We start from the raw sequence: 25,683 nt of genomic DNA, 5'->3' as shown, positions 1-25,683 counted from the left end.
GATAGTAGCGACATCCTTTTTTGATTTTTCTTCAAAAAAGATATAGCGAATAGCAGGTATAAGCTTCGTGTTATTTTAATGCATTTACTATGGTGTTTACATTATACTCGAACATGCCTATATATGTGCCTTCTACGGTGTTTGCGTTGCCTAATGCGTCTGAATATAAAGAACCTCCAATTTTAACATCGTGATTTTTAGATTTTACTGCAGCTTGCAATGCTTCTATTGTGCGTTTTGGCACAGAGCTTTCTACAAATATAGCTTTTACTTTTTTCTCTATTATAAAAGCTGCTAGTTTTTGAACATCTTGCACGCCTGCTTCGGTTGCTGTAGATATGCCTTGTAGACCTACGACTTCGAATTGAAAAGATTTTCCGAAATAGTTAAAAGCATCGTGTGCTGTTACTAGTATGCGTTTTTCTTTGGGTAGTGTTGTTATTTGGGTTTCTAGTTTTGTTTTTAAGGCTTTTAATTGATTTATGTATTTTGTCGCGTTGTCTTGAAAGGTTGGTTTTTGTTCTGGAATGGCTTCGGATAGTTTATTGGCTACAAATTGTGTGGCTAGAATCCAATAGTCTGCATTAAACCAAATGTGTGGGTCGTAGTTTGATGCAAAATACTCTGATGATATTAAGGTGTTTTTATCTAACGCATCTGCAATGGCAATGGTTTTTGTTTTTTTACTGTGCATTTTTTCGAACACTTCTACAAGTTTGCCTTCTAGGTGTAAACCGTTGTAAAAAATTAAATCTGCGTTTGCTAGTTTGGTTACGTCGCCTTCGCTGGCTTTGTATAAATGCGGGTCTACACCACTACCCATTAAGCCTTGTATGTTAACTTGATTGCCTGCTATGTTTTTTACCAAGTCTGTTATCATAGATGTAGTGGTTACCACATTTATTTTTCCGTTGGTTTTTTTAGTGTTTTTACAGCTTAAAATGGTTAAACAAATTAGAGTTGTGTATATGTATTTTTTCATGTGTTTTATTTTGTGTGAAATTACTAAAAACCAGTTAATTATTTAAATGAATACCTTAAGCCTAAAAAGGCTCTTATACCTTGGTTTGGTGCGTAAACGTAGGATGGGTCGAAGGTTAGTCCGTATGGATTATCTGGTGTTACTTCTGCATTACCATTGCTGTTAAAGGTTACGTTATTATCAAAAGGATCGTTGGCTCTGGCTATAATAAAAGGGTTGCCTTTATTTGGTGTCCAGTTTAATAGATTTTTTATGCCTCCATAAATTTCTAAATTAGTTAAACCATCGTAGGTTAACTGTATGTTTTGAATACTCCATGTTGGTGAATTTTCGCTTCGCGGATCTAGATCGCTTAATAAAGGCAGGCGCATTGGTCCGTAAATATTACCAGTATAATCGAAGGTTAAGTTGTATTTGTAATTTTTGTATGATGCAGCCCATGTGCCTGTAAAACGCTCGGTTAATATTTGACGTTTTGTAACACCTTGTTCTGTTTGCGAAACGTCTTGTAGTGTACCACCAATTAAAACTTTTATTCCGCTAGCTATAATAGCATCTATGTTTAAGCTAACTCCTTTGGTTATGGCTTTTCCGTTAAGGTTATCGTAAATTATTTGGTTTGGGTTGGAGTCGTAATCTGGTAGAATTAAATTAGAGAAATGGGTATACCATGCCGATGCGTCTAAACCAATTATAGCACCAGACTTTGTATATATTTTTTTAAGGTAATTTACATTAATGTTGTACGAGCGCTCTGGTTTTAATTCTTCGGCAATTATAACATCTCTAGCACCTGTAAGTGCCGCGTGCTCTTCGGTAAAAATATTAACCACTCTAAAGCCAGTACCTGCATTTATACGAAACACATCGTCTGCAGTTGGTTTAAACTTATATGCAATACGTGGTGTAAAAATATTACCGTGTCTTTTGTCGTAATCGTAGCGAGCACCAAGTAATAAGGTGTGTTTGTTGCTTAATTTAATTTCGTCTTGGGCAAATAACGACGGAATAACTACTTCGTCTGCATTGGCAGTGGCAGGTGTGCTATCGTTATAATAATTGTATCTAGCAGCAGCGCCAAATAATAAATCGTGATTTTTTAAAGGTTTATCCCAAGTAAATTGCCCAAAACCAATACGCTGTTGCGCTAAATAAGGTGTGTTGCCATATACAGAACTTTGATCGTGGTCTGTGTAAGAGAATTGAAACATAACTTTATCTTTAATAGGAAGTTGGTATGTTCCTAAAAGTTCTGCTCGTTTTGTGTAAATGCTTTCTCCGTAAATATCATCTCCTCCTCTAAACGAAGAATTCCATTGCATTTCTCCTCCCCAGCGGTCTTCGTAAAACACTCTTCCTGCTAGAGAGAATACTCTATTTTCTTTTCTTTTGAAATTCCATTTTTGGAAAATAGAAATTCTGTTTTGTAGGGTTAAATCGGTAAAATTATCACCATTATTATCTATTGGGTTGTTATAATTAAAGTAATTAACTCCAAAAAGTAAATTGGCTTTTTTGCCAACTTTGGTATTAAAACCTAAATCTAAATTAAGTTCTCCCCAGCCCGTAACGTAGCTATCTGCAAAAAAGCGAGGTGCATTTTCTGGGAGTTTTGTTATTATATTTATTAAACCGCCAACTGCTTCACTACCATAAAGTGACGATGCAGGACCTTTTACAATTTCTATTTGTTCTATTAAAGAATTTGGTATACCAGACAGACCATATACAGTAGATAAACCACTAACAATAGGCATGCCATCTATAAGTACAAGCGTATATGGACCCTCTAAACCGTTAATGTGTATATCGCCAGTGTTACATACATTACAATTAATTTGTGGGCGAACACCATTTACATTTTGTAAAGCTTCAAAAATATTGGGTGTAGGGTTCTTTTTTAAAAAAGTTGGGGTATATACCTCTACGGGTACAGGGCTTTCTAATCTAGAAACTGCTTTTAGGGTTCCTGTTACAACAACTTCGTCTAACATTTCAGATTCTGGTAAATCAAAATTTAGATAAGCATCTTTGTTTGTAATGGTAAGTGTTTTCTTTTGTGTTTTATAACCCGTAAAAGAAGCAATTATAGTATAGGTTCCAGCTTTAACGTTGGTAATATTAAAAGCTCCATTGTCTTGAGATACAGCTCCTTTTTTTAACCCTTTTATATAAACATTTACATAGGGTAAAGGTTTGTTATCTGTTGTGGTTTTACCTATTATATTTTGGGCATTTATAGTTAAGGAAAATAAGCTTAATATGCCAATTGTTAGGTGCTTCATCTATTTTATTTTTTACAAATATAAAATAATTTTTAGGTAAGTCTAAAAATTATTTTAAAGTTATAAATTTTATATATTTGTTTGGTCTAAAAACAACATATGATAACTCTTACCGAAGAAAACTATATTAAGGCCATTTATCACTTAGGTAAACAAGGCGAGCATAACGTTAGTACAAATGCTATAGCAAAAGATATGGAGACCAAAGCGTCTTCTGTTACAGATATGGTTAAGAAACTATCTGAGAAAGGATATGCCGATTATAAAAAGTATCAAGGCGTAACCCTAACTAATACAGGTAGGAAAATTGCAATAGGTGTTGTTAGAAAACACAGGCTTTGGGAGGTTTTTTTAGTTGAAAAACTGAATTTTTCTTGGGACGAAATACATGAGGTTGCAGAGCAATTAGAACATATTAAGTCTGAGAAATTAATTAAACAGTTAGATGCTTTTTTGGAGTACCCAACACATGACCCGCACGGAGATCCTATTCCAGACGAAACAGGAAAAATTAAAAGCATAGATAAAATTTTATTATCGCAGGCACAAATAAACGATTCTTGTATTTGTGTTGGTGTACAAGATTCATCCTCAGAATTCTTAAAATATTTAGATAAAAATAAAATTGCATTGGGTACAGCCTTGAAAGTGATTCATAAAGAACCTTTTGACAACTCTGTAACTATTGAGGTAAATTCGAAAGAGCTTATTATATCTAATTTAATTGCAAACAACCTGTTTGTTAAGTTGTCTTAATTCGTTATTTTTTAAGTTGAATTTGTTTTCTGATTTTTTTTGGAAACTTATTAATTCCCGTAATAGTGAGTTGTTTATAATAACATTCTGCAGCTTCAGATTGTATTTGTATTTGACCTTTGTTTAAAATGGTTCCGTCATGTTTTTTTGCATTTTCTACAACCATTACAATTTCTCCATTTACAACATGTACCGAGTTGTTGCCAACTACGTATAACTCTAAATGGTTCCACTGTCCGTTAGGCAAATCGGTTTCTGGGTAAGCGCTAACATAACCCGGTTTTTTTAAATAGGTTTTAGAGTTAATGTTAAACTTGCCCCGCTTATCGGTATTATCGCCTTTTATTTCAATTATAGGGCTACCAACTTTTGGTTGGCCTGTATTGCCTCCAATAGAGATAAAATCGCCCATGTCTGTTTCTTGTACTTGGTATTCTAAACTTGTTTTCCATGTTTTCCAGAAACGACCATGCGCACCATAAGCGTGATATAAAATACCATTGTCTCTTAGTATGTTTAACCTAGGCGCCCATTTTTTTTCTCCCCATTTAAAATAAACACTTAAATGATAATTTTGATACGAAGCTTTTGTTGTTAAACCACCATAAATTTCTCCAGTAATTTTTAAAACAACTTCCCCATTTTCTTCTATGGTAGAAAACACATTTTTAATATCGTTATTAAGTCCAAGAGGTGTGCCTGCATGCACATTAGCTGATTGATATGTTCCTGCTGGTAAGCCTTCTACTGTTTCGTGAGGTACACCAATCCATTTTTCAAAATTTGATAATTCTGAATCAAAAAGTGTTATTGTTTTACCTTTTTTTTGAGCAAAAGATAAACTAATACAGAGTAGAGATAATACTAGGGTGGAGAATAAAGGTTTTTTCATTTTTAATGAATTGCTTATTGTGGTTTTAGTTGTAAACCATTAAAGTAGTTATAAAAAATGAGATAGTAATTTGCCTAAAATAGTTTTTAAAATTATTTACTTAAAATTTTAGTAAATAATTAATGGCAGCCACAACTGTTGTCTCCGCCACATGATTTAGTTTTTTTCTTTTTAGACGTCCAAACATATTTTTTTACAATATATGTTAGAGCAAAACTAGCGGTTATAAAAACGAGTATATTTTGTATAATGGTATTCATTTTTGTTTAGTCGATACGGTTTGTAATGGCTTTCAAAATATATTACAAGTTACATAATTATTTTAAAAACTGAAATGCAATTAAAGCTGCAATGTATGCAATAGCAGACATGATTACGAGTTGTAAAATAGGCCATTTCCAACTATTGGTTTCTTTTTTTACAATTGCCAGAGTACTCATGCATTGCATAGCAAAGGCGTAAAATAATAATAGAGATATACCAGAAGCTAATGTAAATACAGCTTTGTTAGTGCCTTGGTGTTTTTCTGCTTCCATTTTGGCTCTAATGGTTTTGTTTTCTTCGTCTTCAGCTTCACTTCCTACGCTATAAATTGTAGACAGTGTGCTTATAAAAACTTCTCTAGCAGCAAAACTACTTACAATGGCAATACCAATTTTCCAGTCGTAACCTAGTGGTTTAATTGCGGGTTCAACAACTTTTCCTATGTATCCTAAAACAGAATTTTCTAATTTAAGAGATGCTATTTCGTCATTAATCACTGCTTTTTTAAACGTTGGATTTTTTGTTGTTAAAGAATCTGATATTTGAGTTTTTGTTATATTTTCGTTGTCTTCAATTAAGCTATTTATGTAGCGTTCTTCTTTGTTTTTTAAAGATAATTGCTGAATATGACTAAAACCATTTTTAGCAATGTCTTGGTTAACAATACTAGTGGCATTGTCGTAGCTATTATTAATGCCAACAGAACCTAAAATCCAGATAACAATAGATATGGCTAAAATAATTTTTCCTGCTCCAAAAATAAACGATTTCGTTTTTTCTAAAACCGTAATAGCTACATTTTTAAACATTGGTAATTTGTAGTTAGGCATTTCTACAACAAAAAATGTTTTGCTTTTAATTTTTAATATTTTATTTAAAATGTGTGCCGAAAAAACTGCTGCTCCAAATCCAATTAAATATAAAAGCATAAGTGTTAGTGCTTGATAGCTTATGAAGCCTAAAAAGCGACCTTTGGGAATTACTAAAGCAATTATAATTAAGTAAACAGGCAAACGAGCCGAGCAGGTTGTAAAAGGAGTAACAAGAATGGTAATTAAGCGTTCTTTCCAGTTCTCTATGTTACGAGTAGCCATAATTGCAGGAATGGCACAGGCAGTGCCAGAAATTAATGGCACAACACTTTTTCCGCTTAAACCAAAGCGTCTCATTATTCTATCCATTAAAAAAACTACGCGACTCATGTATCCACTTTCTTCAAGTACCGCAATAAATAAAAATAAGAATGCTATTTGCGGAATAAAAATAACTATACCGCCTAAGCCAGCTATAATGCCTTCTGCTAATAAATTGGTAAAAGCACCTGGAGGCAATGTGTTTTTTGTCCATTCGCTTAACGATGCAAAAACACCATCGATAAAGTCCATAGGTACGCCAGACCAATCGTAAATAGCTTGAAAAATGGTAAGTAGGATAAAAAAGAAAATAACGTAACCCCAAATTTTATGAGTTAAAATACGGTCTAGTTTAGAGCGTAAGTCTTTTGCTTGCGATGCATCTATAGTTTGCCCTTTTTTAAGAACATTATTTATAAACTGATAACGTTTTATGGTTTCTCTCTGTTGTAAGCGCTTTAAATCTCCTTTACTTTTTGTTTTAAAACTAGCAATAGCCTCAATTTCCTGTCTGTTTGTTTTACCAAAATTAACATCTTGAGTAATAACCAGCCAAAGTTTGTAAGTTAATTGGTTAGGAAATGCTTTTTTTAGATTATCAAAGTATGTTTTATCAATTTCTGAAGGGTTTAAACAAGGTGAAGTAGAAATAGCTTTATAATTTTCAATAAGGCTTTTTAAATAATCTATACCTTCATTTTTACGTGTACTTATTAAAGCTATTTTAGTATCTAGTTTTTCTTCTAAGTAGTTAATATCTAAAGAAATACCTTTGTAGCTCATTCTGTCTGCCATATTAATAACAAGAATGGTAGGGATTTCTAAGTCTTTAATTTGCGTATATATAAGTAAATTTCGTTTAAGATTTTCTACATCGCTAACCACAACAGCAATATCTGGAAAGTCTTTATCATTCTTATTTAAAAGCAGTTCTATAACCACATTTTCGTCTAAAGATGATGCGTTTAAACTGTAAGTTCCTGGCAAATCAATAATATGCGCTTTAACACCTCGAGGTAATTTGCAAACCCCTTGTTTTTTTTCTACAGTAATGCCAGGGTAGTTACCAACTTTTTGGTTTAAACCTGTTAAAGCATTAAAAACAGAGGTTTTTCCTGTATTTGGATTGCCTATTAAGGCTACATTTATTTGTTTACTCATTTACTTTTTCAATTAGAATATGCATTGCGGTTTCTTTTCTAATCGCTAAATGAGTCCCATTAATATTTAAATACATTGGATCTTGAAATGGAGCAAGTTGTACTAGCTTAACCGAGTTACCTGGTAAACAACCCATTTCTAGAAGTTTTAAGGGAATATGAATAGACGAAACATCGGTAATAATACCATGTTCTCCACGTTTAAGATGTGCTAAAGTGTTTTGCAAGCTTATTTAGATTGATTTTAAAGAAGCAAAAATAAACTAAAGTTTACACCTATAAAAGTTTAGGCCTTTAAAGTTTTGCTTTATCAATAATTATTTAGGCGTTAACACAAGGGGTGGTCTTTAAGTGGTTTCTATTACTTGAATAAAACTAGAAGAGTTATAGCAAGCCCTGACATGAGCAAAGTAGGGGTAAAAAAAAACTGTGTTTCTTAATTAAAGAAACACAGTTTTTAAAATGCTTTGTTATGTATTAAAACTTATAGCTTAAACCAACAGTGTAGTATGTTTGTAGGTCGTTATCAACCGAGTCAAACGTTTCTCCTGTGTTTCCTAAAGTAGTTATAGCATAATTTAATGCTTCTTGCTTGTTGTTTCTTAAACCAAAATCAAAACCAACACCAATCATTTTCCATAGTGTGTAGCTAAAAGAGTTTGTCCATGTCCAGTTAGATAAATCGCTAGATTTATAGCTTTGAAAAGCAGAAAGGTTAGTTTTAAAGTTTACAGCTCCAATTTGTCTTGTATAGTCTGCTACAATTTTAGCACCTAGAGACGAATCGAAAATAGCATCATTATCAGCAAATACAAAGTTGTAGTTTAATGGGTGAATAACTACAATTAAGTTTTCGATAGGTGTCCATGTAGCACCAACACCAACATCTAAATAACCAGGGTCGTTAAAGTTATTTAATAATGTTGTTCTGTATTCTGCTAATCCAGAGACAGCTAATGTTTTAGTAATATTTCTTCCGTATAAAGACGAAATGCTAAAAACATCTGTAGTAGGGTTAAAGCTATCATCGTCATCTGTACCGTTATCTTTATTGTCTAATTTTACCCAGTTAAGGTTTGTTGTTAAAGAGTTTCTCCAAAAGAAGTTGTCTTCAATTAAATTAGCAAAAGCATTTAAAGTAAATCCAATATTACCAGACGAGTTGTTTGGTGCGTCTTGAGCGTACCAGTTGCTAAAATTAGAAAGGCTACCTCCAATAGTACCAAAAGCTCCTTTTCTCCAACCTGGTAAAGCATCAATTTTAGCTTGTAAAGCGTTCGCTTCAGCTTGAGCAGCGTCTGCAATGGCTTGTTTTTCAGATTTTTGTTTTTGTAATTCTTCTTTGGTTTGTGCGTTTACCGAAACCATTCCGATACAAAGCGCAAGTAATAATAAGGTCTTTTTCATTGTTTGTTTTTTTAATAAACTACGTGCAAATATAGGTTAATTTTATAGTTGATAAAACATCGCTTATGTTTTTTAGGCGATTACAAGTAAGACCCTAAACAAATAGAAAGTCACAATTGAAGCGGTAATTATTTATTTTTAAATAATGGAACAGAAGAGCAGGCTTCTCCATACATTATAGATTTTGCAATGGGTTTTAATTTGCTAGACAGCATAATGTATGCGTTTTGAGGTACAGGTTTTTTAGAGCAGCCTTTTATAATAATAGGCTTGTCTTTATAGCTAGAGACGTCTAAACTATTTAGTACATCTTGATAGATAGAAGTTTCTAGTTGTTCTAAATTACCAATAAGAACTTTTTTTGCATAAGGCTCTAAATAAATACTTAATAGCATAAATGCCCAAGCAGGAATAATAGCATCTGTACTGCATGTTAACGCTACATAACTATCTTGGTATTGAGACCAGTTAAATTCTAAGGCTTGTAGTCTAAAATCTTTTTCTCTTAGTACAAACCCTTCAAATAGCCAGTCTTTTATATCAAACAAGATGCGTTTACCGTCGGGATAATAATCTTCAAGGTTTAAGGTTATTAGTTTACTGTTCGCTACGCGATTTATGATTTCGTCTGGCATAAAGTTATTTATATTTCCAATTCCATTTTGTTTTATCAAAGCAAAACCAATATTTTTTAATTTTTCTATTGTTTTGAATAGTATAACCGAAGTAGGAACCTAATTGGTTTTTATATTTTTTTTTAAAATTAATAACATCATCGAAACACGGAGTTTTGTTAGATTTCTTACAAAATCTTTTAGATGAGAATTGAATTGGGTAGCCATCTTTGTAAACTCTAGTTTGTTTAATAGAGGTGTGACCATTAATTTTTTCAACTAATTCTATAACCCCATTTAAGATTATTGGAGAGCCTGTATTATGAGTCTCTTTCTTGTCAAAAAGAACAAAATCTTTTTTACCCTTATTAAACCAATATACCAATGTGTCATTATGATATAAATCAAATCCCCAATAAATTGAATTGATACTATCAGTAGGTATTAAATTCTCATTATAAAAAGTTTTCTTGTATTCTGAATTGTTTACTTGCGATACTAAAAGGGTAGGGATAACAAAAAACAAACCACAAATAAATTTTAATGAGCTCATAATAGCTTACTAATTTTAAAAAAGCAGTTGTTATTAACAACTAACTTAAAGCATCCCCAATTCTAACTTCGCTTCTTCACTCATTAATTCTTGTGTCCAAGGCGGATCGAAAGTAATTTCTACTTCTGCATCTTTAACTGCATTTAGCGATTTTACTTTTTCTTCTACCTCTAGTGGTAATGTTTCTGCCACAGGACAGTTGGGAGTTGTAAGCGTCATTAGTATTTTTACATCGTAGTCTTCGTTTACAAAAACATCGTAAATTAATCCTAGTTCGTATATGTCTACTGGTATTTCTGGATCGTAAATGGTTTTAAGTACGTTTACTATTTTTTCGCCTAGCTCGGCTGTATCTATTGTTTCACTCATGGTATAAAATTTTTTTTTCGCAAAAGCAAAAAAGTATTGCTTTGCTGTTTGCACAGTAACAAAATTATTATTTAAGTTGCGTTTGGTAAGCAACAGCATATAATTTAAGTTGTTTTATCATACTAACTAAACCATTGGCTCTTGTAGGCGATAAATGTTCTTTTAATCCAATTTGATCTATAAAATCTGTATTGGCATTAATAATGTCTTTTGGGTGTTGGTTAGAAAACGACCGAATTAAAATAGCTATTATACCTTTAGTAATAATGGCATCGCTATCGGCAGTAAATTCTATTTTGTCACCTGTTAATTCGGCATGTACCCAAACTTTACTTTGACAACCTTTAATAATGTTGCTGTCTGTTTTAAATTGATCGTCAATTAATGGTAAATCTTTACCTAAATCAATCATGTATTGATAACGTTCTTCCCAATCTTCAAACATTGAGAACTCGTCTATTATTTCGTTTTGTATGTCTTCAATACTCATACTACTAATGTCTGTTCTGTTTTCTTGTGCGTAGTTCAAGAAGAGGTTTCTTAAAACATTGTTTTTAAGGTTGCTGCTACGCCCAACCAAACCATGTATTTGTTATGCAAAAATACAACATCAAAAGTTGCTATTCAATATTTTTGGAAATAGATAAGATTTCTTTAACAAGTTGTTCTATTTCTGGAAGTGGGTTACCATGATCAAAAGCCTTAGTTTGGTATGTTTTTCCTTCTTTTGTAATTTTAAAATGCGCTAATGGTGCACCATCAAATTGATGTTTTACCGATGGCGAATCTAAATTTGTCATGGCATTTAAATTAATATCTTCTGTAAGCTTTAAAAGTAATTGCCATTGGGTTTTGCTATGTTTTGTAAAGAGTGGTTTAGCGTTTCTTTTGCTAGATGTGTAAACGCCCATTTTGTCTATTTTTATGGCTTTATAAGTGCCACGATTAGAGGTGGTATATTCTAATGTTAGGTTTTGGTTTACAACCTCTTTTTTAGCAGTAATTATTACGTTTTTTTTGTTTAAAAATGCAACAGTGTTTTTAGTGCCTGTAACCTGGTTAATTGTTTTTATGGCTTGATGAAACTCGTTTTCAATCGTGTTTGCTTCTCCTTTGCACATCTTACGTGTTAAGCCTAAAGGACTAAAACTTAAAGTGTCTTTTTTAAATTTATAACTGCCAAAAAAACGATTGCATCCAGAAAAGCCAGAAACTTGCTTTGTGTTGTTATTAAAATTTATAAAAAGTTTATGTGCACTAACATCTTTGTTGTTTATAGTTGTAATGTAATAAGTGCTATCTAATTTGGTTAAAAATGGAGTGTTGTTTTCTTGCAAATTTAATGGTTTAGAATTGCCACAAGATTTTATAACAAGGGCGCTAAATAGAATTAAAATCAATTTCATTTTGTTATATATTGTTTTGTTTCTATTAAATAAGCAAAAAGAACGCCAAATTTTAAGACAGCATCATTTTTGCTTTTTTTACACCCGCTACCAAAGCATCAATTTCTTCTTTAGTGTTGTAAAAAGCAAAAGAAGCTCTAACTGTGCCTGGTATACAATAAAAATCCATAATGGGTTGTGCACAATGATGGCCTGTTCTTACTGCTATACCTAGCTTGTCTAAAATGGTGCCAACATCGTAAGGGTGAATGTTATCTAGATTAAAAGAAATAACAGATGTTTTATTTTTAGCTGTTCCGTAAATTTTTAACCCTTCAATTTGTTTTAATTGATTGGTTGCGTAATCTAGTAGCTCGTTTTCGTATGCTGCAATATTTTTAAAGCCAACAGTGTTCATGTAGTCTATTGCGGTTCCAAAAACAATTCCGCCACAAATATTGGGTGTGCCTGCTTCAAATTTATGAGGTAAATCTGCGTAGGTTGTTTTTTCGAAACTTACTTCTGCTATCATTTCTCCTCCTCCTTGATAAGGGGGTAATTTTTTTAGCCATTCTTCTTTTCCGTAGAGCATACCAACACCTGTTGGACCACACATTTTATGTGCAGAAGCAACGTAAAAATCTACATCTAAATCTTGCACGTCTGGTTTTATGTGTGGGCACGATTGTGCGCCATCTATTAAAACTGCTGCTCCAACTTCATGCGCTTTTTCTATAATGTATTCTATAGGGTTTATAGTGCCTAAAGCATTAGATATATGATTTGTAAAAACAAGCTTTGTTTTATTAGAAAGTAAATTGGTGTAAGTTTCCATAACCAGTTCACCAGCTTCGTTCATTGGTATAACTTTAAGTATTGCACCCGTACGCTCGCATAGCATTTGCCATGGTACAATATTACTATGATGCTCTAGGGCAGAAACAATAATTTCGTCTCCTTTTTTTAAAAGAGCAGAAAATCCGTTTGCAACCAAATTAATACTATGCGTTGTGCCAGACGTTAATATAATTTCGTGCGAAAACTTAGCATTAAAATGTGCTTGTATTTTTAAACGAGATTGCTCGTATAAGTCTGTTGCCTCTTGACTTAACGTATGGACGCCACGATGAATATTAGCATTGTAATTAGCATAGTAATTTACAATAGCATCTATTACTTGTTGTGGTGTTTGCGATGTAGCTGCATTATCAAAATAAACTAATGGTTTTCCGTTTACTTTTCTAGATAATATAGGGAAGTCTTTTCTTATTTTAAGTACGTCGAACATAAAGATAGTTTAATACAAAAATACTAACAAAAAACCATAGATGCGATAAATGGTTTAAGTTTAATATTAATTATTTAACACGACTCTTTAAGTGTAAAATATACAGAGGTGCCATGCTCTTCATTATCTTTAATCCAAATAGAACCATTATACAGTTCTACTATTTTTTTGCAAACAGCTAAGCCAATACCATGGCCTTGTTTTTTATTTCTATCTGATTTGAAATAAATTTGAAACACCAATTTTTTATCGCTGTCTGGTATTCCTATACCATTGTCAGCAATACAAAATGTATAGGTTTTATCTCTGTTTTGCTTACACGAAATATTAACTTTTGGAACTACTCCCTTTTTAGTATTAGAAATAGAATTACGTATTAAATTAGTTAATAACTGTGTAAATGAGCTTTTGTTAATTTTTAACTTAGGTAGGTTGTAGTATGTTATATTTAACTCTTTATTTGTTTCTAGCTCTAATTCTTGTTTTATATTTTGTACTACAAGGTTTGTATCTATATGTTTTTCGGGCAAACTAGGGACTCCTTTTGTATAAAGTTGTAATGTGTTGTTAATTAAATCGGTAAGGCTTTCTAAGTTTTTTGAGCAGAATTTTAGTAAATCTAAATCTTTAATATCAATAGAACTTTCGTATTTGTTTATAATTTTATTGATTAAAATTTTGGTAGATATTAAAGGCGATTTTAAATCGTGAGCAGCGACTTTGGTAAACTGCTCTAAATCATCATTAGCTTTTTCTAATTTGTTTAAATTAAGTACTAATTGCTCGTTAAAAATATTTAATTGTTCTGTTTTAGATTTTATTTCGTTCTCTATTTGTTCTCGCTTTTTCTTGAAATATGTTACCGGAAAAAGCTCGCCTTCTTGAAGCGAAGACAGAGAGATAGAATTGCTAAGGTGATTAATTTTAAAGGTAGAATTGGTTGCTTTTAATATGAAAAAAGTTCTAATATCTCCAATTTCAGAAAATTCTAATCTTATTGAAAAATCCCAAGTAGAAACGACAGCTACAGTATATAAATTATTTTCAAGATGATTAATAACAATATTTTGAATTTTAATATCAAAAGGAATAGGAATTTGATTAAAATCTTCATCTATAGCTTTAAGCCAAGAATTATAGTTGTAAATATTAGGCGTAATTCCATCTAAACCTGAGAAATTTTCAAGAAAAAACGACTTGATTTTTAAATCTCTACCTCCATATAACTCAAAATATTTAGTTATAAAATCTTGTATAGCTATATTTATATTCACCATATCTAAAAATACAAATAAAAAAACAGACACACAATGTGCGACTGTTTTTTAAGGAAAGTATAAAATTTTAAAATTAACGGTTTAGGTTTTTATAAGTCAAACCCAATATTTACACCCAATTTATTTGCTATTATTTTGGTAATGCGTTGCTTAATTTCTGGAATTTTAACAGAATTTAATACATTATTACTAAACGCATACATTAAAAGCGCTTTGGCTTCTTTTTCAGGTATACCACGAGAACGCATATAAAACATAGCGCTTTCGTCTAACTGGCCAATGGTACAACCGTGAGAACATTTTACATCGTCTGCAAAAATTTCTAGTTGCGGTTTGGTGTTTATAGAGGCTTTGTCGCTTACTAAAATATTGTTGTTAGATTGAAAAGCATTTGTTTTCTGTGCTTCTTTTTCTACAATAATTTTACCATTAAAAACCCCTGTAGAGCTATCTCCAAAAATACCTTTATAATCTTGGTGACTTTCGCAATTTGGTTCTATATGATGAACCAATGTATTATGGTCTACATGTTGTTTGTCTCCTAATATAGTGACACCTTTTAATATAGAATCAATACGTTCTCCGTTTTGATAAAAATTAAGATTATTACGTATTAATTGACCTCCAAAAGAGAAGGTGTGAACAGAAGCAACACTTTCGCGTTTTTGATTTATAAAAGTGTTATCTATAAGTGATGCCTTAGCGTTGTCGTTTTGTATTTTATACAAATCAACAATGGCGCGTTTGTTGGCGAAAATCTCGGTAACACTGTTTGTTAAAACAGGATTGTCTGTTAAGCTTTGGTGTCTTTCTATAATTTGAACATGAGAATTCTCGTCTACAACAATTAAATTACGCGGTTGTAATAGGGTTGCAGATTCGTTTCCTGTAGAAAAATTAATTATCTGTATAGGCTTGTCTACTAATTTGTTTTTTGGGATGTGTATATAAGCACCTTCATTAGCAAAAGCAGTGTTTAAAGACGGTAAACTGTCTTTTGGAGCTACTTTGTTAAAATAATTTTCGACTATAATACGGTACTTTGGCTTTGTTAAAGCAGCAGACATTAAGCATACATCTATACCATCGTGAGTTGTCTCAGAAAGGTGAGAAGAATATCTGCCATCTATAAAAACAATTTTATAGGTGTCTATATCGTGAATAAAGTACTTTTTTACATCTTTATATTCAATAGTGTTTTCTTGTTTAGGGAATACACTATAATCTTGTTTTAATACTTTGTTTAAAGAGGTGTATTTCCAAGCTTCTTCTTTTTTAGAAGGGAAACCTTTTTCTTCAAACAGTTTTATGGCATCGTTTTTAATGTCTTGTATGTAAGTATCAATGTGAGATTGATCTTCCGATATTAAATAAGATGCTAATAGTTTTTCTTTTAAATCCATGTTGACAAGTCTTCAGTTTTTCAGTTTTTAGTCAAAAATGACTGCCAACTGTTAACTTTTTCTAACTGGTTATTAAATTACGCGTTCACTTCTTCTTTAATCCAATCGTACCCTTTTTCTTCAAGTTCGTGAGCAAGCTCTTTAGTTCCCGATTTTACAATTTTTCCGTTGTATAATACGTGAACAAAATCTGGTACAATATAATCTAAAAGACGTTGGTAGTGTGTAATTACTACTACTGCGTTATTTTTGCTTTTTAATTTGTTAACTCCGTTGGCAACAATACGTAAGGCATCTATATCTAAACCAGAATCGGTTTCGTCTAGTATTGCCAATTTAGGCTCTAACATTGCCATTTGAAAAATCTCATTACGTTTTTTTTCTCCTCCAGAAAATCCTTCGTTTAAAGAACGTGATAAAAATTTCCTGTCAATTTCTAATAATTCTGCTTTTTCTCTAATTAATTTTAGCATGTCTTTAGCAGGCATGTCTTCTAAACCTTGAGCTTTACGATTTTCGTTAATTGCTGTTTTAATAAAATTAGTAACAGATACACCAGGAATTTCTACAGGGTATTGAAAAGATAAAAATACACCTTTGTGCGCACGCTCTTCTGCAGCTAATTCGTTTAAGTTTTCGTCGTTTAGTATTATGTCTCCAGACTCTACTTCGTATTCTTCTTTTCCTGCAACAACAGAAGCTAATGTGCTTTTTCCAGCACCATTAGGTCCCATAATAGCATGAACTTCTCCTGCTTTTACCTCTAAGTTAATACCTTTTAAGATGTTTTTCCCTTCAACACTTGCGTGTAAATTTTCTATTTTTAACATACTATTCGCTTACTAATTTTACTACGTTATTTTTATCTTTGTTTGATGGCGAAACGTTTAATATTTCTACAATTTCCACCTTATTCTCCCAAAGAATTTTATCGTCTTTTTTATTGCTAATTATACCTTTAACCTCTACATATACCATATCTGTTGGTATTGCTTTGTGTTTTTCTGCAAGTTTATTAAGTTCTAGCATTTTGTCTGTTACAAATACACCGTAAATGTTCGATTTTGTTTGTAAAACAGCTGCATCGTCATAATAAACAAATTCTCCTTTTATCAGGGTTAATTTATCTTCTTGTTTGCTAGTTTTATTCACGTTGTCTTCTTTTTTTTCAACGTTTTTACAACTCAAGCATATCGTAAGACTTAATAACAGAATGAGAATCTTTTTCATTTAAAAAAAATTTATCCTACAGAGCCTTCTAAACTTATTTCTAGTAGTTTTTGTGCTTCTACAGCAAACTCCATAGGTAATTTGTTTAGTACTTCTTTGCTAAAGCCATTAACAATTAATGCTATAGCTTTTTCTGTATCTATACCACGTTGGTTACAATAAAAAATTTGGTCTTCTCCAATTTTACTTGTTGTAGCTTCGTGTTCTATTTTCGCCGATTTGTTTTTGGCTTCAATATATGGGAACGTATGTGCACCACACTCGTTACCCATTAATAAACTATCGCATTGCGAAAAGTTACGCGCGTTTTCTGCTCTAGAATTTATTTGAACTAACCCACGGTAGCTGTTTTGCGATTTTCCTGCCGATATACCTTTAGAAATAATGGTAGACTTAGTGTTTTTACCTAAGTGAATCATTTTTGTTCCTGTATCTGCTTGCTGGTAATTATTTGTTACTGCTATAGAGTAAAACTCGCCTACAGAATTGTCTCCTTTTAAAACACAAGAAGGGTATTTCCATGTAACTGCCGATCCGGTTTCTACTTGTGTCCAAGAAATTTTAGCGTTTTTTTCGCATAGTCCTCTCTTGGTTACAAAATTGTAAACACCTCCTTTGCCTTCTGCATTTCCTGGAAACCAGTTTTGTACAGTAGAGTATTTTATTTCGGCATCGTCTAGAGCTATAAGCTCTACAACTGCTGCGTGTAATTGGTTTTCGTCTCGACTTGGTGCTGTACAGCCTTCTAGGTAAGAGACATAACTGCCTTCGTCTGCAATTACAAGGGTTCTTTCAAACTGGCCTGTTCCTGCTTGGTTAATTCTAAAGTATGTAGATAATTCCATTGGGCAACGTACACCTTTTGGAATGTAGCAAAAAGATCCGTCGCTAAAAACAGCGCTGTTTAAGGCTGCATAAAAGTTGTCTTTCGTTGGTACTACTGTGCCAAGATATTTTTTTACAAGTTCTGGATGCTTTTTTATAGCTTCAGATATGCTCATAAAAATAATACCTTTTTCGCCTAAGGTTTTTTGAAATGTTGTTGCTACAGACACTGAGTCTACAACAATATCCATGGCTATATTATTCATCTTTTTCTGTTCATCAACAGAAATACCCAGCTTTTTATACATAGCTAATAAATCTGGATCTACATCGTCCAAAGTTTTATTAGGATCTACAGCAGTAGGAGCAGAGTAATAAGCGATAGATTGAAAATCTGGCTTTTGGTAATTTACATTTGCCCATTCTGGTTCGGTCATGTCTTTCCAAACTTTAAAGGCTTCTAATCTCCAATCGGTCATCCATTGTGGCTCATCTTTCTTTTTAGAAATAGCGCGTACAATATCTTCATTTAAGCCAATAGGAAATGTCTCAGATTCTAAATCGGTATAAAAACCGTATTCATATTCCTTGGTTTTTAATTCTTCACGTAAATCATCTTCCGTATACTTCGACATAATTCTTTCTTATTTTTATAATGAAAATGATTCTCCGCAACCGCAAGTACGGTTGGCGTTAGGGTTATTAAAAACAAACCCAGTTCCGTTTAATCCTCCAGAATACTCTAAGGTTGTACCAATTAGATATAAAAAACTCTTTTTGTCTACAATAATTTTTATGTCATTGTCTACAAAAATTTTATCGTCTTCTTTTTGTTCTTTGTCAAATTTTAAATCATACGAAAGTCCTGAGCATCCTCCACTTTTTACGCCAACACGAACATAATCTGTGTTAGCATCAAAGCCTTCGTCTTGCATAAGATCAATGACTTTCTTTTTTGCTATTTCCGAAACTTTAATCATATTTTTATTTAGTTTTTCATGCTGTTTTAATGTGTAAAACATGTCACTCTATTTATTAAAACCAAACATTTGTTTAAATAAATGTCTCTTAATTCTATCAAGATGGTCTCCAAATAGAGTGCAAATATACAATATAAGTCATGTATTTCCATAGAACCTAACATTATATTAGCATATAGTTTGATAGGTTTTTGTTATTTAATGGCTAAGGTGGGAATAGCGCGCTACTAAGCGCTTCGAATTATTGGTTTAATCGAATTCTAGTTAAATATGTTTAGCAATTTAAACTATTATAAAAAAGAGCTTGTTGCTTTAAAGTTTTGAATTAAAGTGTGTTACCCTATGTTTTGAAGGTTTTCTAGTCTAGCGTATTGTTTTGCTGGTATTTCTATAATATTTCCGCTTACGCTTAATCTAAATTGTTGTTTACAGCATTTGCAAATAACTTCTGGTTGACCTTGTGTAGGATTATCTATTAAAAAATAGTTATGTCCAAAGGTAAGGCAAAAGGGGTTTTTGGGTAGGTTTGAGTTCATAGTAGGAGAATTTATAGTTTTAAGTTAGTAAATTAAGCTCTATTTCTTACGTTTTTATATGTGTTTTCGACGAAATGCGTTTTACTGTCGTGTGTTTGCTTATTTTTTTAGTTAAGCCTTTTTTATTAGAAGGTTTGTGTAATTGGTTTTTAAAAAACACATTAATATCGATTTATGAGTTTTAATATTAAAAATTATCATTTTTTATAAATAGGCTTCTTATTTTTGTAAAATGATAGAGGATAAAAATCAACAACGAACAGATTTAAGTACTTTAGGAGAGTTTGGCCTAATAGATCACTTAACAAAGAATTTTAAAATTAATCATACATCAACTGTAAAAAGTATTGGTGATGATGCAGCTGTGTTAAATTTTGAAAAAAAGAAAATTGTTGTTACCACAGACTTGTTGGTTGAAGGTGTGCATTTCGATTTAAGTTACGTGCCTTTAAAGCATTTGGGTTACAAATCGGTTGTTGTTAACTTGTCAGATGTTTATGCTATGAATGCTAAAGCAACTCAAATTACAGTATCTGTGGCTGTCTCTAATAGATTTCCATTAGAAGCACTTGAAGATTTGTATGCAGGAATAGAAACTGCAGCTAAATTATATAATATTGATGTTGTTGGGGGCGATACCTCGTCGTCTACCAAAGGTTTAATAATATCTGTTACTGCTATTGGTGAGCTAGAAAAAGATGAAGAGGTTTATAGGGCAGGAGCAAAGCCAAACGATTTGTTGGTGGTTACCGGAGATTTAGGTGGTGCTTATATGGGCTTGCAAGTTTTAGAGCGAGAAAAGGAAGTGTTTAAAGTAAATCCTAACAATCAGCCAGATTTAGATGCTTATTCTTATATTATAGAAAGGCAATTAAAGCCAGAGGCAAGGCAAGATATAGTTAAGTTGTTGGCAGATTTGGAGGTTAAGCCCACGTCTATGATTGATATTAGTGATGGCTTATCTTCTGAGGTGTTGCATTTATGCAAACATAGCGATGTGGGTTGCGATTTGTATGAAGAAAAAATTCCATTAGATCCGGTTGTTATATCTTCTTGCGAAGAGTTTAATATAGATAGTACTATGGTGGCGTTAAATGGAGGTGAAGATTACGAGCTTTTATTTACAATATCTCAAGACGACTTTCCTAAGATAAAAGCTAATCCTAATTTAACTATAATTGGGCATATAAGAGAAAAAGAAGCAGGAGCGCACCTAGTGACTAGAGCAGATTCTAGAATACCATTAAAAGCTCAAGGGTGGAAAAATTTTGAGAGTTAAGCAATGCGCAATTTAGCTTTGTTTCTTTCTTGGTCTTGATTCGCTACCCGTTTAAGGTGCATACGCTCGAGAACATCGTTAATTTCTTTAAATTTTGGAGTGAGTAGTGTTAATTCTCCATTACCGCTAGTGGTAAGCTGTTTTTTGCAATTTACGCAAGTGTACTCTTTAACATGATCTGTAACATGTCGTGTTACTTTATAATCATGTCCAAACACCTTGCAATGGATGTTTTTCATTTAAAATACTTATGTTAATTATACGTCTTAGGGAGCATTAAAGTACTAAAAATGATTTTATTAGCGCGATGAAATACTTAGTAAATCGACGAAGTGATTGTTTTTTGCCTCGAACGACTCAATCTCTTTTCGTGAATGCGTTCTAGTATCGCGTTAATTTCTCTAAACTTGGGAGTTAGCTCTATTAAATCTCCGTTACCGCTTGTAGTTAGTTGCTTTTTACAATGGCTACAGGTGTACTCTTTAACATGGTAGGTTACTTTTTTTGTAACTTGGTAATTGTGCCCAAATAACGAACAGTACATTTTAGGTATAAAACCAGGGTGGTTAGGGTCTTTTTTCATGGTTTAATAATTTAGGTTTGCATAAATATATAAATAAAAACCAATATATCGATGAAACACTATTTTTTTTCGATGAAATACACTAATTCTGTAGTTAATTCTGTTCTATTCTCTATATGAGACATGTGCCCATCTGGAAATTCAACACATTTTACCTCTGTATTTTTCGTTTGTTCTATTAAGCTATTATAATCCAAAACAGGGTCTTTTTTTCCAATTATCATCATCTTTTTATATGGTGTAAAATGGAGTAAAACTTCCCTATCTTCTCTTATCTTCATACCTTCTAAAGCAGCAACAATGCCTTGTAGAGGTGTTTTTAAGGCTTCCTTAATGGTGGCTTTTTTTTCTTCAGCAAAAAGTTTTCGGTTTTTTGGTCTTAATAAGTTGGCTATTGCCATTCTTATAAAGCTTTTGTGGTTGTTTTTAACAGCTGTAATGGCTCGGTCTCTGTTCTTTTTCTTTTCTTCGGTATCTGCAACAGCTGTAGAGTTAATTAATACCAAACCTTTTAAGGCGTCAGGGTTTTTTTCTGCGAAAGCAAGAGCAACATATCCACCCATTGAATGCCCAATACAAGTCGAGCGTCGTATTTTTAAATGTTTAAGAACAAATTCTACAACACTTGCCATGAGTTCCATACTGTGTACGTAGCCTAGGCATTCTGTTTGTCCGTGCCCTAATAAGTCTATGCAAATAACACGGTTTCTTTTAGTTAACTCAGGTGTAATCGCGTTCCACATGCTGCTATTTTCTAAAAAACCATGTAAAAGTACTACAGCATTTCCTTTGCCTTGGTCTGTGTAAAAAATATTTATGCCTTTGTATTTTAATATCATTCTAAAAAAAAATCTTTGACAAAGATAAAAATCGACATAATAAAATGCTATTAAGTCTTATAAGATGATTTTTAAAATAGCAGGGCTTTAGTTTTTAACTTTTTTTATGGCAGTAAAGGCTTTGTCTACAAATTCGTCTTCAACTAGAATTGTAAACTCGTTTGTGGTAGATAGTACTTCGTATAATACAACACCTTCCCAAGCTAATCGTTTAAAAAAATGATAATACAGTCCTGCTATTTTAGAGTTGTCTTGAGGTAAGTTTATGCTTATAGCAGATAGACCATCTTGTATAGCTAAAAATGTTTCTTTTTTTAAATGAGTTTTAACAAAATCGTCTAAACTACTAGAAACAATAATGTTGCTTTCGTGTATGCCTCTAGTAAAGGTGTAAAATAATTTAGATTCTTCGTTAATTTTATCAAGAATTTTTGAGTGGTTGTCTATTAACGAGTCTGAGTTTTTTACTGTAAAATCAGTTAAGTTAGAGCGCACAGTTATGTCTCCTAAATTCTGAATAGCGCGTTTCATTTTTACAGAATTAGAGAGTGTTGCTGGTGGGTTATAACGCCTTAACGCCATCATTATAGCGCCCGGTTTTACGTCTTTTTTTAGCATTTTACTTATGGGCTCTGTTAGCTCTATGGCTAAAGCGCTAAAGTTTATTATGTTTCTAGAAAGTGCTTCTTCTAGGTAAGGTTGTGTTATTAAAATGTCTTCTACACAGTTAGATACAGTCTTCATGTTAATTATTTAACAATTTGTGCTAAAATAAACATTTTTTTATATAAATGATGTGATTTGAGTTACGAACCATAATTTTGTTGATGAATTATCATCTTGATAATATTATATTATAAAGTATTTAGTAAATGAAAGTATTAAAGTTTGGTGGAACCTCGGTTGGATCTATAGAGAATATTCAAAATGTAAAGAATATTGTAAATGATGGGGAAAAGAAGGTAATTGTATTGTCTGCAATGTCTGGTACTACCAATGCATTGGTATCTATTGCAAATAATATTGCTGAGAAATCTGTTAACGATGCAACAGAAACTATAAATAAACTTCATGAAAAATATTTTGAAGTTATAGATAGTCTTTTGCAAAACAAAGCGATAAACGAAGAGGCAAAAAACTATGTAACAGGAATTTTTAATTTTTTGTTAGAGTGTACCTATAAAACATATTCGCAAACTTTAGCAAACGAGATTGTGGCACAGGGCGAATTAATGTCAACATTTATGTTTAATGGGTATTTAAAGCAAGAAGGTATAAGTTCTGCGTTGTTGCCAGCATTAGATTTTATGAGGATAGATGGTGCTAAAGAGCCTAATATGGACTATATAAAATCTAATTTAAGTCGTATTTTAAAAAATACAGGTGAAGTAGATGTTTATATTACACAAGGTTTTATTTGTTTAGACAATGCTGATGCTATTTCTAATTTGCAGCGTGGTGGAAGCGATTATACTGCAACAATTATAGGTGCAGCTATTTTAGCAGAAGAGGTGCAGATTTGGACAGATATTGATGGTATGCATAACAACGATCCTAGATATGTTGATAATACACGACCAATTTCTAATTTGTCTTTTGATGAAGCTGCAGAGTTGGCTTATTTTGGAGCAAAAATATTACACCCACAAACCGTTACTCCTGTAAGAGAAGATAATATTCCGGTGCGATTAAAAAACACTATGGACCCTGATGCTTACGGTACTTTAATTTCTAGCGAAACGCCAGAAAATGGTATTAAAGCATTGGCTGCAAAAGACGGTATTACTGCTATTAAAATTAAGTCGGGTAGAATGCTGCAAGCTCATGGTTTTCTTAAAAAGGTTTTTGAGATATTTGAGACTTACGAAACATCTATTGATATGATAACAACATCGGAGGTGGCAGTATCGCTAACTATTGATGACGATAGAAATCTTGATAAAATTATATCAGAATTGGAGGCTTTCTCGACAATAGAGGTCGATACTAATCAAAGTATTGTTTGTTTGGTAGGGCATGGTATAGTGAATCACTCAGAAACTTATAAGTTGTTTCAGATTTTAAAAGATGTTAAAATAAGAATGATTTCTTATGGAGGAAGTAATAATAATATATCATTGCTAGTTAATGCTAATGATAAAATAAATACGCTAAGAAAGTTAAATGATTATTTATTTGAATTAGTCACTCTATAATTAATAAAATTTAAGCTATTAGCAAAAGGGTCGTTGTAAAACGACCCTTTTAACTTTTTAAGAATTCATTATATCTTCAATTTCATTAGCTTCAATAGGTATATTTCTCATTAGGTTAAATGGTTCGCCAGAATCTTGAATAACAACATCGTCTTCTAATCGAATACCAAAACCTTCATTAGGAATGTAAATACCAGGCTCTACAGTAAACACCATGTTGGCTTGCATGGGTTCTGTTAAAATACCATAATCGTGTGTGTCTAATCCCATGTGGTGAGATGTGCCATGCATAAAGTACTTTTTGTAAGCAGGCCATTCTGGATTTTCGTTTTGTACATCGGCTTTATCTAATAGGTTTAAGTCTAATAATTCCGAAGTCATAATTTTTCCAACCTCAATATGGTAATTGGCCCAGTCTGTTCCTGGTGTTAGCATTTTTGTAGCTTCGTTTTTTACTCTATTTACAGCATTGTAAACTGCTTTTTGACGTTCTGTAAATTTTCCAGAAACAGGTACACTTCTAGTCATGTCGCTAGAGTAATTGGCATATTCTGCGCCAATATCCATAAGAATTAATTCTCCTGCCTTGCATTGTTGGTTGTTTTCAATATAGTGTAAAACATTTGCATTATTACCTGAGGCAACTATGGGTGTGTAGGCAAATTTCTTAGAACGATTTATTAGTAATTCATGAGTAAATTCTGCTTCAATTTCAAATTCCCAAACATCTGGTTTTACAAAATTTAATATTCTTCGAAACCCTTTTTCTGTAATGTTGCAGGCTTGTTGAATTAAATCTATTTCTATTTGATTTTTTACAGATCGTAAGCGTTGTAAAATAGGATTGCTTTTTGCTACTCTATGGGCAGGAAAACGTTCTTTTAACCATTTAGTATAACGGTCTTCTCTAGTTTGCGTTTCAACAGACGCTCTATAGTGTTCGTTTGTGTTAATGTAAACGGTATCGCATTGTGTCATTATCTCGAACATGATTTTTTCCATGTCTTGTAACCAGTATACTGTTTTTATTCCGCTAGTTTCAAAAGCTTTTTCCTTTGTTAGTTTTTCTCCTTCCCAAATGGCAATATGCTCGTTGGTTTCTTTTAAAAATAATATTTCACGATGTTTCTCTTTGGGGCAATCTGGAAATAAAACCAAAATACTTTCCTCTTGGTCTACACCGCTTAAATAAAAAATATCTCTATGTTGCTCAAAAGGCATGGTGCTATCTGCGCTAATAGGATATATGTCGTTAGAGTTAAAAACAGCTAAGCTGTTTGCTTCCATTTGGTTAGCAAAATTTTTTCTATTTTGTATAAAGAGGTTTGGGTTTATAGGGTGGTATTTCATAATGTATGTATTTCTATTATCGCGCTAATTTAATCTTTTATTAAAGATTATTTGGTTTAAGAGTAACTGTTGGACATCTAAAAACAAATATATTGCGT

At 32.3% G+C, this 25,683-nt stretch carries 28 protein-coding genes; 3 read left to right on the top strand and 25 right to left on the bottom strand.

Annotated elements, in window-relative coordinates:
• Positions 1 to 70: 70 nt before the first annotated feature.
• Together ABD715_RS05485 and ABD715_RS05480 are read right to left on the bottom strand one after the other, a co-directional pair.
• Entirely contained in the window at positions 71 to 982 is a 912-nt protein-coding gene (locus ABD715_RS05485) for a metal ABC transporter solute-binding protein, Zn/Mn family (RefSeq protein WP_344787107.1), read from the bottom strand.
• A 38-nt stretch (positions 983 to 1,020) separates the two neighbouring features.
• Positions 1,021 to 3,267: a TonB-dependent receptor gene (locus ABD715_RS05480; protein WP_344787106.1), complete on the bottom strand. Its 2,247-nt coding sequence runs from the start codon at positions 3,265 to 3,267 to the stop codon at positions 1,021 to 1,023.
• Between the two features lie 99 nt (positions 3,268 to 3,366).
• On the opposite strand from ABD715_RS05480, the gene ABD715_RS05475 reads away from it, so the two are divergent.
• Positions 3,367 to 4,023, top strand: coding sequence for a metal-dependent transcriptional regulator (locus ABD715_RS05475; protein ID WP_344787105.1), 657 nt, complete (start codon positions 3,367 to 3,369; stop codon positions 4,021 to 4,023).
• 4 nt (positions 4,024 to 4,027) lie between these two features.
• Here ABD715_RS05475 and ABD715_RS05470 read toward each other — a convergent pair whose 3' ends face one another.
• From ABD715_RS05470 to ABD715_RS05385, 18 genes are all read right to left on the bottom strand, one after another.
• Positions 4,028 to 4,915, bottom strand: coding sequence for a 3-keto-disaccharide hydrolase (locus tag ABD715_RS05470; protein WP_344787104.1), 888 nt, complete (start codon positions 4,913 to 4,915; stop codon positions 4,028 to 4,030).
• 119 nt (positions 4,916 to 5,034) lie between these two features.
• On the bottom strand, positions 5,035 to 5,175 hold the full coding sequence (locus tag ABD715_RS05465) for a FeoB-associated Cys-rich membrane protein (RefSeq protein WP_344787103.1): 141 nt from the start codon (positions 5,173 to 5,175) through the stop codon (positions 5,035 to 5,037).
• A 57-nt stretch (positions 5,176 to 5,232) separates the two neighbouring features.
• Complete coding sequence (gene feoB / locus ABD715_RS05460; RefSeq protein WP_344787102.1) at positions 5,233 to 7,473, bottom strand: ferrous iron transport protein B; 2,241 nt, start codon at positions 7,471 to 7,473, stop codon at positions 5,233 to 5,235.
• On the bottom strand, positions 7,466 to 7,699 hold the full coding sequence (locus ABD715_RS05455) for a FeoA family protein (protein WP_344787101.1): 234 nt from the start codon (positions 7,697 to 7,699) through the stop codon (positions 7,466 to 7,468). Before ABD715_RS05455 ends, feoB begins: the two co-directional genes overlap by 8 nt.
• Positions 7,700 to 7,949: 250 nt before the next feature.
• Positions 7,950 to 8,879, bottom strand: coding sequence for a DUF3078 domain-containing protein (locus tag ABD715_RS05450; protein WP_344787100.1), 930 nt, complete (start codon positions 8,877 to 8,879; stop codon positions 7,950 to 7,952).
• 128 nt (positions 8,880 to 9,007) lie between these two features.
• Positions 9,008 to 9,514 carry a DUF2480 family protein gene (locus ABD715_RS05445; RefSeq protein ID WP_344787354.1) on the bottom strand — a complete coding sequence of 169 codons (507 nt, stop codon included), beginning with the start codon at positions 9,512 to 9,514 and terminating at the stop codon, positions 9,008 to 9,010.
• Positions 9,515 to 9,518: 4 nt separating this feature from the next.
• Positions 9,519 to 10,046 (bottom strand): hypothetical protein, encoded by a 528-nt coding sequence (locus ABD715_RS05440; RefSeq protein WP_344787099.1) that lies wholly within the window; start codon positions 10,044 to 10,046, stop codon positions 9,519 to 9,521.
• A 45-nt stretch (positions 10,047 to 10,091) separates the two neighbouring features.
• Positions 10,092 to 10,415: an SUF system Fe-S cluster assembly protein gene (locus tag ABD715_RS05435; RefSeq protein WP_344787098.1), complete on the bottom strand. Its 324-nt coding sequence runs from the start codon at positions 10,413 to 10,415 to the stop codon at positions 10,092 to 10,094.
• 67 nt (positions 10,416 to 10,482) lie between these two features.
• The gene (locus ABD715_RS05430) at positions 10,483 to 10,905 is read right to left on the bottom strand and encodes a SufE family protein (RefSeq protein WP_344787353.1); all 423 of its coding nucleotides are present in this window, start codon (positions 10,903 to 10,905) and stop codon (positions 10,483 to 10,485) included.
• Positions 10,906 to 11,035: 130 nt separating this feature from the next.
• The gene (locus ABD715_RS05425) at positions 11,036 to 11,821 is read right to left on the bottom strand and encodes an META domain-containing protein (protein WP_344787097.1); all 786 of its coding nucleotides are present in this window, start codon (positions 11,819 to 11,821) and stop codon (positions 11,036 to 11,038) included.
• A gap of 52 nt (positions 11,822 to 11,873) precedes the next feature.
• Complete coding sequence (locus ABD715_RS05420) at positions 11,874 to 13,088, bottom strand: aminotransferase class V-fold PLP-dependent enzyme (protein ID WP_344787096.1); 1,215 nt, start codon at positions 13,086 to 13,088, stop codon at positions 11,874 to 11,876.
• Between the two features lie 74 nt (positions 13,089 to 13,162).
• Positions 13,163 to 14,365, bottom strand: coding sequence for a sensor histidine kinase (locus ABD715_RS05415; protein WP_344787095.1), 1,203 nt, complete (start codon positions 14,363 to 14,365; stop codon positions 13,163 to 13,165).
• Between the two features lie 89 nt (positions 14,366 to 14,454).
• Positions 14,455 to 15,768, bottom strand: coding sequence for a Fe-S cluster assembly protein SufD (sufD, locus tag ABD715_RS05410; protein ID WP_344787094.1), 1,314 nt, complete (start codon positions 15,766 to 15,768; stop codon positions 14,455 to 14,457).
• Between the two features lie 77 nt (positions 15,769 to 15,845).
• Positions 15,846 to 16,598 (bottom strand): Fe-S cluster assembly ATPase SufC, encoded by a 753-nt coding sequence (gene sufC / locus ABD715_RS05405; RefSeq protein ID WP_344787093.1) that lies wholly within the window; start codon positions 16,596 to 16,598, stop codon positions 15,846 to 15,848.
• 1 nt (position 16,599) lies between these two features.
• Positions 16,600 to 16,920 (bottom strand): hypothetical protein, encoded by a 321-nt coding sequence (locus ABD715_RS05400; RefSeq protein WP_344787092.1) that lies wholly within the window; start codon positions 16,918 to 16,920, stop codon positions 16,600 to 16,602.
• An 89-nt stretch (positions 16,921 to 17,009) separates the two neighbouring features.
• Positions 17,010 to 18,458, bottom strand: coding sequence for a Fe-S cluster assembly protein SufB (sufB, locus tag ABD715_RS05395; RefSeq protein WP_344787091.1), 1,449 nt, complete (start codon positions 18,456 to 18,458; stop codon positions 17,010 to 17,012).
• A 15-nt stretch (positions 18,459 to 18,473) separates the two neighbouring features.
• Entirely contained in the window at positions 18,474 to 18,803 is a 330-nt protein-coding gene (locus ABD715_RS05390; protein ID WP_344787090.1) for a HesB/IscA family protein, read from the bottom strand.
• 335 nt (positions 18,804 to 19,138) lie between these two features.
• Positions 19,139 to 19,339 (bottom strand): hypothetical protein, encoded by a 201-nt coding sequence (locus tag ABD715_RS05385; RefSeq protein WP_344787089.1) that lies wholly within the window; start codon positions 19,337 to 19,339, stop codon positions 19,139 to 19,141.
• Between the two features lie 232 nt (positions 19,340 to 19,571).
• Here ABD715_RS05385 and thiL point away from each other — a divergent pair, with 232 nt between their 5' ends.
• Positions 19,572 to 20,618 (top strand): thiamine-phosphate kinase, encoded by a 1,047-nt coding sequence (gene thiL, locus ABD715_RS05380; RefSeq protein ID WP_344787088.1) that lies wholly within the window; start codon positions 19,572 to 19,574, stop codon positions 20,616 to 20,618.
• Here thiL and ABD715_RS05375 read toward each other — a convergent pair.
• The 4 genes from ABD715_RS05375 to ABD715_RS05360 form a co-directional block, all read right to left on the bottom strand.
• Positions 20,615 to 20,857 carry a hypothetical protein gene (locus ABD715_RS05375; protein ID WP_344787087.1) on the bottom strand — a complete coding sequence of 81 codons (243 nt, stop codon included), beginning with the start codon at positions 20,855 to 20,857 and terminating at the stop codon, positions 20,615 to 20,617. The two genes, thiL and ABD715_RS05375, sit on opposite strands and share 4 nt — an antisense overlap.
• Before the next feature lie 77 nt (positions 20,858 to 20,934).
• Positions 20,935 to 21,201, bottom strand: a complete 267-nt coding sequence (locus ABD715_RS05370; RefSeq protein WP_344787086.1) for a hypothetical protein — start codon at positions 21,199 to 21,201, stop codon at positions 20,935 to 20,937.
• 59 nt (positions 21,202 to 21,260) lie between these two features.
• Complete coding sequence (locus ABD715_RS05365) at positions 21,261 to 22,040, bottom strand: alpha/beta fold hydrolase (protein ID WP_344787085.1); 780 nt, start codon at positions 22,038 to 22,040, stop codon at positions 21,261 to 21,263.
• Positions 22,041 to 22,127: 87 nt separating this feature from the next.
• The gene (locus tag ABD715_RS05360; protein ID WP_344787084.1) at positions 22,128 to 22,784 is read right to left on the bottom strand and encodes a hypothetical protein; all 657 of its coding nucleotides are present in this window, start codon (positions 22,782 to 22,784) and stop codon (positions 22,128 to 22,130) included.
• Between the two features lie 128 nt (positions 22,785 to 22,912).
• On the opposite strand from ABD715_RS05360, the gene ABD715_RS05355 reads away from it, so the two are divergent.
• Positions 22,913 to 24,235: an aspartate kinase gene (locus tag ABD715_RS05355; protein ID WP_344787083.1), complete on the top strand. Its 1,323-nt coding sequence runs from the start codon at positions 22,913 to 22,915 to the stop codon at positions 24,233 to 24,235.
• Between the two features lie 57 nt (positions 24,236 to 24,292).
• Here the strand turns inward: ABD715_RS05355 and ABD715_RS05350 are convergent, their stop codons facing one another.
• The gene (locus tag ABD715_RS05350; RefSeq protein ID WP_344787082.1) at positions 24,293 to 25,585 is read right to left on the bottom strand and encodes an aminopeptidase P family protein; all 1,293 of its coding nucleotides are present in this window, start codon (positions 25,583 to 25,585) and stop codon (positions 24,293 to 24,295) included.
• Between the last annotated feature and the right edge of the window lie 98 nt (positions 25,586 to 25,683).

This window comes from Postechiella marina (assembly GCF_039538365.1).
Lineage (GTDB): Bacteria > Bacteroidota > Bacteroidia > Flavobacteriales > Flavobacteriaceae > Postechiella > Postechiella marina.
The sequence above is the reverse complement of the archived record's forward strand: the minus strand, read 5'-3'. Positions and strand labels throughout refer to the sequence as shown.